This is a genomic window from Oceanobacillus sp. FSL K6-3682 (genome assembly GCF_037976165.1).
Taxonomy (GTDB): Bacteria; Bacillota; Bacilli; order Bacillales; family Amphibacillaceae; genus Oceanobacillus; species Oceanobacillus sojae.
Map to the genome: position 1 here is coordinate 3,545,623 of NZ_CP150263.1, position 16,481 is coordinate 3,562,103.

Genomic DNA, 16,481 nt, shown 5'->3' on the forward strand with positions numbered 1-16,481 from the left:
CTCGTCTATTAAATTTTGCTCATAAGAAAAAGATCAGGCGATAACCTGACCTTTCCTTTTACCTTATGTCACGGACAACACTGTTTAAAATCATTGAAATCAATGAAATCACAATCGACGCGATAAACGCCGTACCAAACCCGTCAATGACAAAGGAAGGTCCAATAAGCGCCTGCGTAATCATCAATATAATCGCATTGACAACAATTAAAAACAATCCAAATGTAATCACCGTAATCGGCAATGTCAAAATAACCAAAATCGGTTTCACAAACATATTCAGGATGGCTAAAATAACACTTGCTAACAGTGCCGTACCGAAACCGTCCAGCTGAAAAGAATCAAAGATTTGGGCAACTGCTATCAGCGCCACAGCATTTAATACTAATGAAATAATCCCCCGAAGCAACATTAATACACGTCTCCCTTAGGCATAATAAATGCGGCAATTATATAAACAATCGCTAATGTGGAAAAACTCGGGATAAGCAGAATTAAGAAAATGATCCGGAGCAGTGTCGCATCCACATTTAAATACTCACCTAATCCTCCAAGCACACCGGCAAGCATTTTATTTGTTTCCGAACGATATAATCTTTTCATGGAAGTACCTCCTCAGGTAACTGTTTTGTCATCTATTTAATAATGGATATGTGTCATTCTATCTTTTCATACGAAAATAGAAATGAAAAAGTTTCATTTCTATTTTCCCGCTTCCTATTCTTTTTAAACAAAACAATTATTTAGAGCTGTTCTTTTCAAAATCCCAAAGATAAAAACGTTCCATTGCCTGATTTTCAATCAGTTCGTTTTTCACTTCTTCATCTAACTCATCCAATTGCTTATACCACCCGAACATGCCAGCTACCTGAGAGTCATGTGATAATATTGTTTGCAGTTTTTTATCAAAAGTATCACGGACATCATTTATTACATTTGGGCTTCCTAAATCTTCTTCATGACCATTGGAAAAAGCTTGCGCCCATACTTTTGGTCTTTCTACAGGGTTCATATCTTCCACTGCCTGAATAGCGGCAGCTCCTAAGGCATTATGATCCGGATGCACTGCATAACCGGGGTAATGTGTGATCACAAGAGATGGTTTTATTTCTTCTAAATAACCTCTTATATGATCTGCCACTTCTTGTTTATCTTCAAATTCAATCGTTTTATCACGGTATCCGAGCATTTTCAATTCCATATCTAACGTTTCACATGCACGTATTAACTCTTTTTTGCGAATTTCAGGCAACGACTCCCTATTAGCAAATGTCGGGTTCCCCATATTTCTCCCCATTTGCCCCAACGTTCCACATAAATATGTTACCGGCACACCTTCTTTGCGGAACTGTGCGACAGATCCAGACGCGCCAAAAGCTTCATCGTCCGGGTGCGGAAAAATAACTACAACATGTTTCTCCATTTTATTCACCTATCTTTCTAGAATCAAGCTATATCACTCGTTTTTATTTTTATCATTTAAAAGGCGTTTCACTGACTTCTAAAGCTACCATTAATCGCCCTTCCCTATCATGACCAGCCAATAGTAATTGGTTTCCCTCATAAATGGTCCAATCGGTTAATCCTTCTGCGTAAATCCAGCCAAGCTCCATTTTTAAACCAACACGATAGGAATTTCCTTCTCCTATAATCTTTGCCTGTTTGTATGTTACTTTTGCATTACGTATATATGCACCAACCGTATATGCATTGGCGTCTAAATGATTAGCATATGCCCCATTCGTTGTTTCTAAATGGACATATACTTCCTTATTCAAATAACTGTCCAGTGCCTGCTGGACTTTCTCTAGTTCTATCGGTTTCATGTTTCAACCTCCAATTCTATTCTTTTACTCTATCGAAATGAAGACCAAGCGTCAATTAGATAGCTTACCCAAATAAAAACTTTCTTTTCAGGAACAGAAATATTGTTCTGAAAATACATTTACATTGCATTCGTCATCTATTTAACCTTTATTATAACACAGTATTCTGATTGGATTAAAAACGTATAATGAAGTAGTCCATTATTACGCAATAAAACAAGATCCATCTGAAGAGCAAAATCATACTCTAAAGATGGACCAGTTTTTCTCTATTTACTGCTGACCTTCTCTTTCACCATTTCATTCATACGTGCTTTATCTCTTTCCAACACCGGTCCAAGGTACTTCCCTGTATAAGAAATATCTGCCTGCTCTGCGATTTTTTCCGGCGTTCCCTTAGCAATAATCTGGCCGCCGCGGTCTCCGCCTTCCGGACCTAAATCAATGATATGATCCGCACTTTTAATCACATCTAAATTGTGTTCGATAATTAAGACAGAATCCCCATTATCTACCAGCCTTTGCAGGACATCCAACAAACGGCGTATATCAGCAGAATGAAGTCCTGTTGTCGGCTCATCCAAAATGTAAAACGTCTTTCCGTTGGAGCGTTTATGCAATTCACTTGCTAATTTAACACGCTGAGCTTCTCCGCCGGATAAGGTTGTTGCCGGCTGACCCAGTTTAATATATCCTAATCCGACATCATAAATAGTCTGCAGCTTCCGTTTAATTTTTGGAATTGCGGCGAAGAACTCTAATGCTTCCTCAATACGCATATCCAATACCTCTGATATATTTTTGCCTTTGTACTTCACTTCCAGTGTTTCCCGGTTATAACGTGCTCCTTCACAAACCTCACAAGGGACATAGACATCTGGCAGGAAGTGCATTTCAATCTTGATAATTCCATCTCCGCGGCAGGCTTCACAGCGTCCGCCTTTGACATTAAAGCTGAAGCGGCCTTTTTTATAACCTCTTACCTTGGCTTCATTTGTTTGTGCAAACACATCACGAATATCGTCAAATACACCTGTATACGTAGCTGGATTGGAACGTGGTGTTCTTCCGATTGGAGACTGGTCAATATCAATAACTTTTTCGATATGCTCGATTCCTTTTATGCTCCGGTACTTCCCGGGCTTCACTTTTCCTTTATATAATTCTTTTGCTAAAGATTTGTAGATAATCTCATTAACCAGTGTACTTTTCCCGGAACCCGAAACACCCGTAACGACTGTCATCAACCCGATTGGAATTTCAGCCGATACATTTTTCAAATTATTCTCGGATGCACCGGTAACTTTTATTTTACGTTTATCAGCTTTCTTCCGTTTTGACGGCACAGGGATAAATTCTTTTCCGGATAAATAACGGCCAGTTAATGAATTCTCATCAGCCATGACGTTTTCTGGAGTACCGCTGGCAACAATTTCACCACCATGCTCGCCGGCCCCCGGCCCAATATCAATCAGCCAGTCTGCCGCAAGCATCGTATCCTCATCATGCTCGACAACAATCAGCGTATTGTCTAAATCACGCATCTGTTTAAGCGTTTCAATAAGACGGTCATTATCACGCTGGTGCAGTCCTATGGAAGGCTCATCAAGTACATAAAGAACACCTGTCAATGCAGAGCCGATCTGGGTAGCAAGGCGGATCCGCTGGGCCTCCCCGCCAGAAAGTGTTCCTGCTGCACGTGACAACGTTAAATAGTCTAAGCCGACATTATTTAAAAATGAAAGACGATTATCAATTTCTTTCAAAATTAAACGGGCAATCTGACGGTCTTTATCACTCAATTCAAGCTGTTTGAAAAAGTCCATAGATTCCAGGATAGAGAAATCTGTTATCTGACTGATATGCTTCCCGTCAATTAATACAGCAAGCGCCTCTTTATTCAGACGATGTCCCTTACATGTTGGACAATTTTTCTGTGCCATGTATTTCTCTAATGTTTCACGGATAAAATCAGAGGAAGTTTCTTTGTATCTGCGTTCAACATTCTTTAAAACACCTTCAAAAGCAACATCCTTGGTACGCGCGCTTCCAAAATCATTCTCATAATGAAAATGAATTTTTTCTTTTCCGCTTCCATATAAAATTTTATCCATTTGTTCCTCGGGAATATTCTTTACAGGAACATCCATCGGAATATTATAATGATCACAGACACTCTTTAAAAGCTGCGGATAATATTGGGAACTGATAGGCTCCCAAGGTGCAATAGCATGTTCATTTAGTGTTTTATCCCAATCCGGAATAACTAATTCAACATCCACCTCAAGTTTTGTTCCTAATCCATCACAGCTTGGGCATGCACCAAAAGGACTGTTAAAGGAGAATAAGCGCGGTTCTAATTTACCGATAGAAAAACCGCAGATTGGGCAGGCATGGTTTTCACTGAACATGAGCTCCTCATCGCCAATGACATCAACAATCGCATTACCTTCTCCTAATTTAAGCGCCGCTTCCAGGGAATCACTTAAGCGGGTTTCTATTCCCTCTTTAATAACAACCCGGTCAATAACAACTTCAATAGAGTGCTTTTTATTTTTCTCCAGGTTAATATCGTCCGTTACCTCCATCATGTCTCCATCAATCCGGACACGCACGTACCCTTGTTTTTTCAGGTCTTCTAATACTTTAACGTGTTCTCCTTTTCTTCCTGAAATCACCGGAGCTAAAATCTGCATTTTCGTTCTTTCCGGATATTCCAATACTCTATCAACCATCTGCTGCACTGTCTGTGAGCTGATTTCAATACCATGCTTCGGACAGGTCGGTTTCCCTACGCGTGCATAAAGTAAACGTAAATAATCATAAATCTCTGTAACCGTTCCAACAGTTGATCTTGGATTTTTACTGGTTGTTTTCTGATCAATAGAGATTGCTGGAGATAATCCTTCAATCACATCAACATCTGGTTTATCCATCTGTCCTAAAAACTGTCTTGCATATGCAGACAGAGATTCTACATATCGGCGCTGTCCCTCTGCATATATCGTATCAAAGGCGAGGGATGATTTCCCGGAACCAGAAAGCCCTGTAAGAACAACTAATTTATTTTTGGGGATATCGACATCTATATTTTTTAAGTTATGCGCTCTGGCACCTTGGATTTTTATAGACTTGCTTGGCATAAAAAATTCATCCTTCCGCTTTTAGCTCCAAGAGAACATCTCTTAATTCTGCTGCTTTCTCGAAGTCTAGATTTTTGGCTGCCTGTTTCATTTCTTTTTCCATATTTTCGATAACCTTCTGCTTTTCTTTCTTCGTCATCTTCTTCACTTGTTTTGTTTCAGAATCATATGCTTCCGGTGCTTCCGCAGCAACAGTTGCCTGAATAACATCACGGACTTCCTTACGAATAGTTTGTGGAGTGATACCATGCTTTTCATTATATTCCTGTTGTACAGTACGACGGCGATCTGTTTCATCAATCGCTTTTTGCATGGAATCCGTAATTTTATCAGCATACATAATAACTTTACCATTTTCATTTCTTGCGGCACGTCCCATAGTCTGGATTAAGGAACGCTCTGAACGGAGGAAGCCTTCTTTATCAGCATCCAGGATTGAAACCAGAGATACTTCTGGTATATCCAGTCCTTCCCGCAGGAGGTTAATCCCGACAAGGACATCATATTTTCCAACACGCAAATCACGAATAACTTCGATCCGCTCCAAAGTTTTAATTTCAGAATGCAGATAAGCAACCTTCATTCCTATTTCTTTTAAGTAATCTGTCAAGTCCTCTGACATCTTCTTCGTTAAGGTCGTGATTAATACACGTTCATTTTTCTTTGTCCGTTTGTTAATTTCACCAATTAAATCATCAATCTGTCCATCAATAGGCCGTACTTCCACCACTGGGTCCAATAAACCTGTCGGACGGATAATCTGTTCTGTCATTTCTGGTGAATGCTCTAATTCATATGGACCTGGCGTTGCGGAAACATAAACAAGCTGATTGGTTTTTTCTTCAAATTCTTCAAAGCGCAACGGACGATTATCCATTGCTGAAGGCAACCTGAATCCATGATCAACCAAAACCTGTTTCCGCGCCTGGTCTCCGTTATACATACCACGAATCTGCGGCAATGTCACATGGGATTCATCAATAATCACTAAAAAGTCCTCTGGAAAGAAATCCAGCAATGTATACGGTGTGGCTCCTGCCTCACGTAATGTTAAAGGACGTGAATAGTTTTCAATTCCGGAACAAAATCCCATTTCCCGCATCATTTCTAAATCGTAATTCGTGCGCTGTTCCAGACGCTGGGCTTCCAGCAGTTTTCCTGCATCATTTAATTCCTTCAGCCGTTCTTCTAATTCTTTCTCAATATTTTTAATGGCAATTTTCATTTTTTCTTCACGGGTAACAAAGTGGGATGCCGGGAAAATAGCGACATGCTCACGGTCACCGATAATCTCACCGGTTAATGCATCAACTTCCCGAATCCGATCAATCTCATCTCCAAAAAATTCCACCCGGATACAATGCTCCTCATGAGAAGCAGGAATAATTTCTACCGAATCTCCACGCACACGAAATGTACCACGCTGAAAATTAATATCATTTCTTGCATATTGAATATCTACTAATTCGCGCAGGAGCTGATCTCTTTCTTTTTCCATGCCAAGCCTTAAAGAAAGTACCTGACTTTTATATTCTTCCGGGTTACCTAAGCCATAGATACACGATACACTTGCTACAATCAATACATCATTTCTTTCAAATAGTGCTGATGTAGCAGAGTGACGCAATTTATCAATTTCATCATTTATACTTGCGTCCTTTTCAATAAAAGTATCCGTAGAAGGCACATAAGCTTCCGGCTGATAATAATCATAATAGCTTACAAAATACTCTACAGCATTGTTTGGAAAAAACTCCTTAAACTCGCTGTAAAGCTGTCCTGCCAATGTCTTATTATGTGCAATAACAAGTGTCGGCCGGTTAATTTCTTTTACAACATTGGACATGGTAAATGTCTTTCCCGTCCCGGTGGCACCAAGTAAGGTCTGATGATGCTGCCCGGCAAGTATTTTTTCTACAATTTCTTTAATTGCCGCCGGCTGATCTCCCGCCGGCTCATAAGCAGAAACTAATTCAAAATGCTCCTTCATCCTATTTCCTCCGTTCCTTACAATAGCTATTATCTATTATATCCTTTTCTTAAAAAACGAACAAGTATTCGACTTGTTTTTTAAGAAATTATATATCTTTTTTAGTATTTATAAATTAATGCAGGTCATTAGTAATACTGGAATACCACAGTATTGTTTCCAATGGTCTTAAATTAATCACTCCATCATAGTCCGAGCTTTTTATATAATAACGCTATTTGATTTATCATCTGTAGAATTTAATCAGGAATTAAAAAAATTGATTTAATAGCCTCTATTTTCATTATAGCCTTTCTGTCAATCTTTCAATCCTGATTTACATTTTATAATGAAATAAGAATGCCTGAACCCGGTTGTAATCACCGTTTCAAGCATTCTTATTTTAGGACGCATTATTATTTTTTTTATCTCTTCTTGCTTTATAAGGCTCTTCAGCAAATTGAAAGCCCAAGGAATGATGCTCTCCTTCATATAGGGAACATTGTACGAAACGAATCTCATTATCATGATTAAAGACTTCCAATTTAATATAAGCCCCGCTTCGCTGTAAAGCTTCATAAAAAGCCTGGCTTGTCTGTACATTTTTCCCGTGCACTCTATAGATAGATTCACCAGGTTCTATCTCCAGCCTGTCTGCCGGACTTCCCGGGAGAATCCCCACAACCCGCAAGCCTTTTGGATGCGGCTGATAATACGGCCGTCGTAAGCGGTCTCCTTCTCTATATCGATAGTTCAAATATTCTTTTCCTATGATTGCAAGGATAATTGCAGTCAGAGAAAGATATGGAATAAATATTCCTGCGACAGCAATAAGGAAAATGCCAATTGCCAAAAATGTATTCGCCTTTGCCAGCTTGTAAATAGCATCTTGGTGGAAATGGCCTTTTGCTTTATAGTTAAAGCCAATTAAAAAGGGAATGAGCACCAGACCTAAAGAAGATTCCCCTATTGATAAATACGGCCACCAAGGTGCAAAAGAAGTGATTAACCCTTCAGGCACAAGCATAAGCAGCGGTACTACCGTTAATCGTTTGATTTGCTGCTCTCCTACCCAGACACCCCGGTCACTCAGCTGAATTCTCGGAAATAAATCTTGTTTTTCAACACGTTTAATTAATAGAGACTCTACAAAAAGCAATAATCCGGCCAGGACTGCCAAAGCAGGAAGACTGCGTTCATAGAGCAGAGAGTAATCAAACCAATTTTGCATGTCGAGTACATAAGGTGCAAAAAATAAAATCAAAAATGTCAGTCCCAGCGTATAGCTTGGAGACAACAGCGTAAAACGGGTACTGATACTTAAAACGATAAAACTGAGTGCTAATACGAAAAGTGTTTCATAGGAGAACACCATGCCGACTCCAATAATTACAGCAGATATAAGTATGCCGCTAATTAATGAAACAAGCCAAGTCCGATGCCATTCAATAAATTTTGGATATATTTTTATTCCGAAATCATACCGCTCCCGTTTAATCCGGAAATAACTTGCCATGGTTAATATAAATAAAAACCAGTATAACGCCGGATTCAGAAAGAACTTCCCTATACCTTTTGCCAGTTCAATAAGCCATTCTTCCACCAATATTCTTCACCTTCTTCGCGAATACATTTTATACGTTAAAATTTGTTCATCCATCATAGCATGATGGATGAACAAATATTTCTCTATCAAGAAGTCAAGTTTCATTTATTGATAAAGCTCTTCCAAAGATCGTTCCAGCTGCTCATCATCTTCTCCGGAACGGATTTTTTCAATAATTTGTGTTTCAATTAAGCCCCCGGTTTCTTCATCTACTTCTCCGGTTACCTCCAAATCATTATCTTCCTGGAAATCTTCTACAGCACTTTCTGTTTCTTCATTAAAGTAACCATCTGTTCTTCCTGTGTCATATCCTAAACCGGATAACATTACCTGCATATTAGCTACTGCTTCACTTGTATGGTCAAAGGTGAGCGGCTCATCATCCGTTACTTGAATTGGAATGGAATAGTAATAATCATCCTGTTTCTGTTCGACGGTCGGTTCCACACCATCACCGTCAATCCATACACCGTTCGGAGATAACCATTTATAGGTTGTCATTTTAATAGAACTGTCATCGCCTAGCGGAATAGCCTGCTGCACTGTACCTTTTCCAAAGCTGGTTTCTCCAACAATATCATATCCAAGCTCTTTCATTGCTACAGCGACAATTTCTGAAGCAGATGCACTTCCTTCATCAATTAACACGCTGATTGGATAATCCTTCTCCTCTTCTAAATCTGATGCAAACTCTTCTGTGTTTCCATCAGAATCCTCTATTTGCAAATATGGCATGTCTTTAGGGACAAACTGCTTTAGAATATCTTCTGCAACATCTAATAAACCTCCCGGATTTCCGCGGACATCAATGACAAGACCGTCAATACCCTGATCCTCTAAATCAGCCAGCTGCTCTGTAAACTCTTCATTGGTGTGCTCTGAGAAGTTGGTAATCTGAATAACACCAGTATCCTTGCCATTTTCACTGTTTATTTCACTATATACTGTTTCAACAGGAATCGTATCCCGTTGAATGGTTACTTCAAATGGATCTGAAACGCCTGAACGCTGTATCTCTAAAACAACATCCGTACCTTTTTCCCCGCGAATTTTAGCAACAGCCTCGTTCACATTTAATCCTTCAACGCTTTCTCCATCCACACTTAGGACCTGATCATTTGGACGCAACCCGGCTTTTTCTGCTGGAGAATCCTTCATTGGTGAAATAATCGTAATATAACCATCTACCTCACTGACTTCTGCCCCGATTCCTTCAAAGGATGATTCAATCTGTTCGTTAAATTGCTGCATCATTTCACTGTCTAAGTAGGAGGTGTGCGGATCTTCCAGTGTAGAAAGCATACCTTCTATAGCACCCTCTACCAGCTCGTTATCATCAACATCCTCAATGTAGTTTGATTTAATCAAATCAAAGGTTTGCGAAATTTTGTTTAAATCTGCCGGCAAATCAGCATCTGTACCTTCTCCTTCATTGTCGGATGTTTCTGTATCAGTTATCTCTAAAGGAGAGCTGTCACCCTGATTTTGGGCTAGCTTCACTCCGCCGTAACCGCCTAAAAGCCCAATAAGCAAGGCTCCTATTAATATCAGTATAATCTTAGATTGATTAAGCTTCATTTCTTTCTACACCTCTTTAAATGCTTCAAAAGCTTCCATTCACCTTTGAAGTTGAATAATTAATATATAGCAGGTATTATGAAAAAACGGCTGACCTTCACAATTCCATTATACCTGTTATCTTAAAAGAAATAATCCCTGATAGATAAAACAAAACTTCCTTCTATGGAAGTAGACCGAGATTACTAAACAAAACCATTTTTCAACCCAAAACAGGAGCTTTACAAACAGTTTCTATGATAAAATGGTATTTTTTATTTTCTAATAAGAAAAGCATATCATGTTATGAAGCGAATGACTATGATTTTAAACAAACATCCTTAAGAAACACTTTATTTGAAATTCCTGTTCTTTTTGTCCGAATACCAAACCGCAATCCCAGACAGTAGTAGAAAGCCGTTGGTCCTTTATTTGATAACAAGAAATCCGAACTGATTCAAACTCCTATGAAAGGGGTTTGAATACTAGTTCGGATTTCCATTTGATAGATTTCTTTATTCTATTAACTACGCAATGAATTAATTTATATAACCTGATGGATCAACAGGATTCTTGTACCCTCCAGGGTGAATTTCAAAATGGAGATGGACACCGGTAGATCCTCCTGTATTCCCCATCACAGCAATCTGATCTCCCTGGCTTACTGTTTGTCCGTTAGATACAGTAAAGCTTGATAAATGAGCATACAAAGTAGTATAATCCTGACCATTTACATTATGAGTTACCATAACTGTATTCCCATAACCGCTCATTGTACCAGTGTAAGCAACAACACCATCTGCTGCAGCACGAATCACTTTATCTGCTTCTCCTCTTTGTCCAAAATCCATCCCATTATGAGGCCGGACATCTCCATGAATTGGATGTACCCGATTAGGATCAAATGGAGAGGTTTGTGGTCCAGAAGTAGGGCGGATAAAGCCGGAACTGTTACTTGGAACTGATTCACTTGCTGTCTCTGTTTCTGTTTTCACTTCTGCTTCAGCTGTATAACCGCTGGCTACCTGTACATCGTTTTCACTTTCTTCTTCATCAGAGGATTCACTGCCTTCAGACTCACTTGAATTACTCTCTGTTTGCTCTTCGCTATCTTCCTGTTGTTCCGCTTCTTTTTGGCGTTCTTCCTCAGCTTTACGCTCTTCTTCCGCCTTGCGCTGCTCCTCAGCTTCTGCTTCTGCCCGGGCACGTTCCGCTTCTTCTGCTTCCTTCTGCTCTATTTCTGCTTTTTTACTCTGTGCAGAATCTAAAGCCGCTTGTTTTGCTTCTGCTTGAGCGTCAATCAGCTGCTGTTCTTCTTCAGCTGTTAATTTTACTTCTTCAATATCATTATATTCAATTTCTAAGTCAGCTAATAAAGTTTCTTTATCAGAAATTTGTTCATCTAATTGCTCTTCTAATGCAAGCAGCTCCTCATGCTGCCCCTCAAGTGCCGCCTTATTTTCTTCGACAGCTACTTTATTTTCCTCAACAGTTACCTTGCTTGCTTCCACTTCTTCTTTATTTTCTTCCAGTTGAGCCTTATCATTTGCCTGTTCTTCTAAAATAGATCTGTCCTGATCCATTATCGTATTGACTGCTGTACTCCGGGACACAAATTCACTAAAATTTTGTGCTCCAAATATCACTTCTAAGTATTGGATTTCCCCGCCATTCTGCTGAATGGTACGGAGGCGGTCTTTGATGAGCTGGTCTCTGGTTTCAATTCGCTCTTCTAAGTCTTTTATTTCATCCCCTAATTTTTCTATACGGTTGGACAGCTCTTCAATTTCGTTATTGAGGCTCTCTATTTCCTGGTTCGTTTCCTCAATTTCACTCTCTTTTGCAGTAATGTCGGATTGCGTCTGATTTAATTCTTCATCTATTGATGAAATTTCACTCTCAACCTCATTCTGCTCTTGTTGATTAGATTCCAGCTTTTCTTCAGAATCCTCTTTCTTTTTCTTTGCCTCTTCTTTTTCTGTTTCCAGATTAGACTTTTCTTTTTCTAATTCACTAATTTCATCTTCCACATCTTTTACAGACTCTGCTGAAACAGAATGTAATGGTGTTGTCACTGCGAGCAAAGTAACTAGGCTTACTGATGCTAATGCTCTCAAGCTTCTCATATGTTGTTCCCCTCTCCATTTTGTTTCTGGCTTTAGAAAATGACTGCTTCAATAGCTTTACCGCCATTTTGTCCCTCTGATAATACTTATTTAAAATAAAATGAAGTTTCATTCAGTGAAAATTTTTATACTGCTTATACTGAATGAAACTACAAATATTCATCTAACTCTTGAGTGTAAACGTCCATTTGACCTGAACCAAAAAATTTACAGATGATTTACGGTAATAAACTTTCTTTATCTATCATCCTTATACTTTCAGGAACTTGCGTACGCTCATCACACTTCCCCAAATACCTATTACTGCACCGATTAGAAGAACCATTCCTGATAATTGCCAAGCGAATGGATCAAACGGCAATAGTTCTACAAATCGGAAATTAACTACATTCGCAAAATTATTATATATATAGTAGTAGCCTCCAAGTATAACCGCTACCGGAGCCAGAGAACCGAGAATTCCCAATAAAGCCCCTTCAACAAAGAATGGCCAGCGGATAAATGAATTTGTTGCTCCTACTAACTTTTGAATCCCAATTTCTGTACTTCTGGCTATAATAGTTATCTTAATTGTATTAGATATTAAGAATATTGCCGTAAATACTAGAGCTATAATTAATGCCAATCCAATTGCTCTCGCATAATTATTAAATTGGAAAAGCTGTTCGACAACTTCCTTTCCATATAATACACTCTCTACATTATTCAGCTCTTCTATTTGATCAGCAATAACCTCGGTTTCTTCCGGAATACTGGCTTCTACAATATAAACATGGTTTAACGGATTATCCTGTTCAAACATAGACCATGCTTGTCCTTCATCTCCCATACTCTCAACTAATTTACTCAGCTCGTTATCATTAGAAGAGAACTGCACCTCTGCTACACCATCTATTTGTTCAATTTCTTCACCAAGTTCGACAATTTGATCTTCATCTGCTGTCATATCAATCAAAGTACTGATTTGAACATCCTGCTCGATATTTTTAGCCATCTGGTCAAGGTTCAGAACCAGGGCTAAAAAGACTGCAACCAGAATTAAGGTTGTTGTTACAGCTGCGATCGAAGCAAATGTCATCCATCCATTCCGGAATATATTCTTGGTACCTTCACGTATATGTCTTAACAATGTTCTAAATTTCATAGCCGTAGTCACCCCGCTGTTGATCTCGTACAATAACCCCATCTTCAATTGCAATGACACGACGTTTAATTGTATTAACAATATGTTTACTGTGGGTTGCCATGATTATGGTTGTACCTTTTGAGTTAATATCTTCCAGAACCTTCATGATTTCCCACGAAGTATCTGGGTCCAAGTTTCCTGTCGGTTCATCCGCTATAACAACCTTAGGATTATTTACAATTGCCCGTGCGATTGCTACACGCTGCTGTTCCCCACCTGATAATTCGCTTGGAATCATTTTTTCCTTTTCTTCTAATCCTACCAGCTTCAAAACTTCCTGTACTCTGCGTTTTATGGTTCTTGGCGGTGTTTCTATTACTTCTAAAGCAAACGCCACATTTTCATAGACTGTCAGTTTTTGCAGAAGCTTAAAGTCCTGAAAGACTACGCCTATATCCCGGCGTAAATAGGGGATATGTCTTTCCTTTAACTTGCTTAAATCCCGTTCACTCACAATTATTTTTCCTTTTGTCGGCTTTGCTTCCCGGTAAATCAATCGAATAAATGATGATTTACCGGCTCCGCTTGGGCCAACAATATAAACAAATTCACCACGATCGATATGTACACTAATATCGTTCAGTGCTGTTACACCATTACTATATGTTTTGGATACATTCTCCATTGTTATCATTTCATGACCACCCAATTTAATTTATTATTTCAGTCCATGACATAACCTGATCTGACTTATGTCTTCTTTCTTAAAGCACAAAAAAAGGCATATTTCGCTGCATCTATTATAAAGTTCGATATATTTTTCATACTGCTATTAATCTCTGTCTTTTTCATATTAATTAAATTCATCTAAATAGAATTAAACGAACAAAAATAATTATAACATCTCTTGGTATTTTATGATGAAAAAATCGTATTACATTTTCATTTCAATTCGACAATCCTTGTAATAAACAGACAAAGAGAACTTGAGAAACCTGTCCAGGAAAGGGGCAGAGTTTATCTGTGCTAGAGTAAGCTTTTGTTATTACTAAGCCAGTTTAAACCGCAGCACTTTTATCAATTGAAATTAACCGAGGCATACAAGAAACTCTGCTAAAATTTTTACTGTGTCGAAATACTGTTTCTGTAAAATTTCAGGAAACTTTAACATGTAAAAAAGGCAAGATATAGATTTTTTATTATAGATAAAATGAAAATTTAAGTAGATATGACTATTACAATTATTTAAGAAATAGGAGGAAAAAAACGAAGTATATGTCATCAAATAGATAGCAGTTTTAATAGGATGACAATAAGAGGAAGAGACATCAAAAACAAGTTTATCCGGCTAATAACCAAAACAGCTGATGTTTTATAACACCCAGCTGTTCAAAATAAGGATTCAGCTAAAAATATAAAAATGCTGACAGACACTTGCAGCAAGGCAAATGTCTGTCAAATATTATTGTTCGGATAACCACGAAGTTAACTCTTCCAGGTCTTCTCCTTCTACATGCTGCTGCGGCTGCATACCGCCGATACCTTCTTGAACTATATCTGCAATTTGTTCCTGGGAATATTTCGAGCCGACATCAACCAGTGATGGACCGGCATTCCCTGAAAGATCAGCTCCATGACAAGAAGCACAATTATTGCGATATACTTGTTCCCCAGCCTCTAAATCTTCATCAGCATTACGAATATCATCCGCGTTACCACAGGCTCCAAGAACAATAAGCACACTTAAAAACAGTGCAGTTATTCCTTTTTTCATTTTCTCATCCCTCCCTGCTGGTTGTTACTTTTAGTATATCTTCTTTATGTCTTACTCTGAAGGGATCATTTTGTACAAAAAAGGACAATTTAGCTTTATTACATTTGCGCACGGAGATAGCCATCAATAAACATATCTATTTCGCCGTCCATAACAGCCTGAGTATTCCCAGTTTCTACATCTGTCCTGTGATCTTTAACCATAGAATACGGATGAAAAACATAGGAACGAATTTGACTTCCCCAGCCAATCTCCATCTGCTCTCCACGAATTTCAGCTAATTCCTGCTTCTGCTTCTCGATTTCCAATTGATAAAGCTTTGATTTTAACATCTTCAGAGCCTGTTCCCGGTTTTTTATCTGGGAACGTTCATTTTGACATGTAACAATGATATTTGTTGCAAGATGGGTAATTCGTACAGCCGAATCTGTTGTATTGACATGCTGTCCGCCAGCACCGCTTGCACGATACGTATCCACTTTTATATCCTCTGATTTTATTTCGATATCAACATCATCACTCATCTCTGGAGTAACATCACAGGATACAAAGGATGTATGTCGTCTGCCCGACGAATCAAACGGAGAAATCCGAACAAGCCGGTGAACTCCTTTTTCTGCTTTTAAATATCCATATGCATTATGTCCTTTAATTAATAGCGTAACGCTCTTCACGCCTGCTTCTTCTCCAGGAAGATAGTCAATCGTTTCTACGGAAAAAGAATGACTCTCAGCCCAGCGTTGATACATACGCAACAGCATACTTGCCCAGTCCTGCGATTCTGTACCGCCCGCTCCAGGATGCAGTTCTAAAATTGCGTTATTTGCATCATAAGGCTCACTTAATAAGAGCTGTAACTCAAATTTATTTACCTGGTCTTTAAATTCCTGAAGCTCTGACTGTAAGTCTTCAAATAATTCCTGGTCATTTTCCTCTTTAACCAGTTCATAAGAAACTTCCAGATTTTCTAATGTTTCATGGATCTCTTCAAAAGAATCAACATAGCTTTTTAAGCCGTTAGATTCTTGAATAACAGTCTGCGCCTGGTTCTGATCATCCCAGAATGACGGGTCAGACATAAGCGCTTCTAACTCAGCAATTCGTGCTTTCTTCTGTTCGAGGTCAAAGAGACCCCCTGAACTCTTCAACTCGTGAAGTTATTTTTTCCAGCTCTTGTTTAATTTCATTTAATTCCATAAACTGACTCCTCCTAGTAAAACTTAAAATTATAACTGTTAATCAAAACAACTGGATAAAGGGGCCGCAATCCAGATTCCTTTTCCTTTTAATCACGGATAACCGTCCGAACTTCTCCTCTTAAAACAGAAAATGAAGTTTCGCTTTATGAAAAGTA

General features: G+C 38.7%; 13 protein-coding genes. All 13 read right to left on the minus strand.

Annotated features, from left to right (window positions below):
• Positions 1-58 precede the first annotated feature (58 nt).
• The 13 genes from MHH51_RS17545 to prfB all read right to left on the minus strand — a co-directional run bounded on the left by MHH51_RS17545 (position 59) and on the right by prfB (position 16,324).
• A complete protein-coding gene (locus tag MHH51_RS17545; protein WP_077601948.1) occupies positions 59-412 on the minus strand; it encodes a phage holin family protein in 354 nt (117 codons plus the stop codon).
• Complete coding sequence (locus MHH51_RS17550; RefSeq protein WP_339282684.1) at positions 412-603, minus strand: PspC domain-containing protein; 192 nt, start codon at positions 601-603, stop codon at positions 412-414. The genes MHH51_RS17545 and MHH51_RS17550 overlap by 1 nt, the downstream gene beginning before the upstream one ends.
• A gap of 136 nt (positions 604-739) precedes the next feature.
• Entirely contained in the window at positions 740-1,423 is a 684-nt protein-coding gene (gene bshB2 / locus MHH51_RS17555) for a bacillithiol biosynthesis deacetylase BshB2 (RefSeq protein WP_339282686.1), read from the minus strand.
• A gap of 52 nt (positions 1,424-1,475) precedes the next feature.
• Positions 1,476-1,826, minus strand: coding sequence for a YojF family protein (locus MHH51_RS17560; RefSeq protein ID WP_339282688.1), 351 nt, complete (start codon positions 1,824-1,826; stop codon positions 1,476-1,478).
• A 269-nt stretch (positions 1,827-2,095) separates the two neighbouring features.
• On the minus strand, positions 2,096-4,969 hold the full coding sequence (gene uvrA / locus MHH51_RS17565; RefSeq protein ID WP_156984886.1) for an excinuclease ABC subunit UvrA: 2,874 nt from the start codon (positions 4,967-4,969) through the stop codon (positions 2,096-2,098).
• 7 nt (positions 4,970-4,976) lie between these two features.
• Positions 4,977-6,959, minus strand: a complete 1,983-nt coding sequence (gene uvrB, locus MHH51_RS17570) for an excinuclease ABC subunit UvrB (RefSeq protein ID WP_147210181.1) — start codon at positions 6,957-6,959, stop codon at positions 4,977-4,979.
• A 382-nt stretch (positions 6,960-7,341) separates the two neighbouring features.
• On the minus strand, positions 7,342-8,541 hold the full coding sequence (locus MHH51_RS17575; protein WP_339282691.1) for a PDZ domain-containing protein: 1,200 nt from the start codon (positions 8,539-8,541) through the stop codon (positions 7,342-7,344).
• Positions 8,542-8,649: 108 nt separating this feature from the next.
• Positions 8,650-10,122, minus strand: coding sequence for a S41 family peptidase (locus MHH51_RS17580; RefSeq protein WP_147210179.1), 1,473 nt, complete (start codon positions 10,120-10,122; stop codon positions 8,650-8,652).
• Between the two features lie 518 nt (positions 10,123-10,640).
• Entirely contained in the window at positions 10,641-12,227 is a 1,587-nt protein-coding gene (locus MHH51_RS17585) for a peptidoglycan DD-metalloendopeptidase family protein (protein ID WP_339282694.1), read from the minus strand.
• A 250-nt stretch (positions 12,228-12,477) separates the two neighbouring features.
• Positions 12,478-13,371, minus strand: a complete 894-nt coding sequence (gene ftsX / locus MHH51_RS17590; protein WP_339282696.1) for a permease-like cell division protein FtsX — start codon at positions 13,369-13,371, stop codon at positions 12,478-12,480.
• Positions 13,361-14,047: a cell division ATP-binding protein FtsE gene (gene ftsE, locus MHH51_RS17595; RefSeq protein ID WP_339282698.1), complete on the minus strand. Its 687-nt coding sequence runs from the start codon at positions 14,045-14,047 to the stop codon at positions 13,361-13,363. The genes ftsX and ftsE overlap by 11 nt, the downstream gene beginning before the upstream one ends.
• Before the next feature lie 768 nt (positions 14,048-14,815).
• The gene (locus tag MHH51_RS17600) at positions 14,816-15,127 is read right to left on the minus strand and encodes a cytochrome c (protein WP_147210175.1); all 312 of its coding nucleotides are present in this window, start codon (positions 15,125-15,127) and stop codon (positions 14,816-14,818) included.
• Between the two features lie 98 nt (positions 15,128-15,225).
• Positions 15,226-16,324, minus strand: a protein-coding gene (prfB, locus tag MHH51_RS17605; protein WP_147210174.1) for a peptide chain release factor 2 whose coding sequence is annotated in 2 segments (ribosomal slippage) — positions 15,226-16,260 and positions 16,262-16,324 — 1,098 coding nt in all. Because the reading frame shifts where the segments join, the coding sequence is not laid out codon by codon here.
• Between the last annotated feature and the right edge of the window lie 157 nt (positions 16,325-16,481).

Excerpts from the sequence above, each read along its gene's own strand:
- MHH51_RS17545 (WP_077601948.1), bottom strand. The coding sequence starts at position 412 with ATGTTGCTTCGGGGGATTATTTCATTAGTATTAAATGCTGTGGCGCTG.
- MHH51_RS17550 (WP_339282684.1), bottom strand. The coding sequence starts at position 603 with ATGAAAAGATTATATCGTTCGGAAACAAATAAAATGCTTGCCGGTGTG.
- bshB2 (WP_339282686.1), bottom strand. The coding sequence starts at position 1,423 with ATGGAGAAACATGTTGTAGTTATTTTTCCGCACCCGGACGATGAAGCT.
- MHH51_RS17560 (WP_339282688.1), bottom strand. The coding sequence starts at position 1,826 with ATGAAACCGATAGAACTAGAGAAAGTCCAGCAGGCACTGGACAGTTAT.
- uvrA (WP_156984886.1), bottom strand. The coding sequence starts at position 4,969 with ATGCCAAGCAAGTCTATAAAAATCCAAGGTGCCAGAGCGCATAACTTA.
- uvrB (WP_147210181.1), bottom strand. The coding sequence starts at position 6,959 with ATGAAGGAGCATTTTGAATTAGTTTCTGCTTATGAGCCGGCGGGAGAT.
- MHH51_RS17580 (WP_147210179.1), bottom strand. The coding sequence starts at position 10,122 with ATGAAGCTTAATCAATCTAAGATTATACTGATATTAATAGGAGCCTTG.
- MHH51_RS17585 (WP_339282694.1), bottom strand. The coding sequence starts at position 12,227 with ATGAGAAGCTTGAGAGCATTAGCATCAGTAAGCCTAGTTACTTTGCTC.
- ftsX (WP_339282696.1), bottom strand. The coding sequence starts at position 13,371 with ATGAAATTTAGAACATTGTTAAGACATATACGTGAAGGTACCAAGAAT.
- ftsE (WP_339282698.1), bottom strand. The coding sequence starts at position 14,047 with ATGATAACAATGGAGAATGTATCCAAAACATATAGTAATGGTGTAACA.
- MHH51_RS17600 (WP_147210175.1), bottom strand. The coding sequence starts at position 15,127 with ATGAAAAAAGGAATAACTGCACTGTTTTTAAGTGTGCTTATTGTTCTT.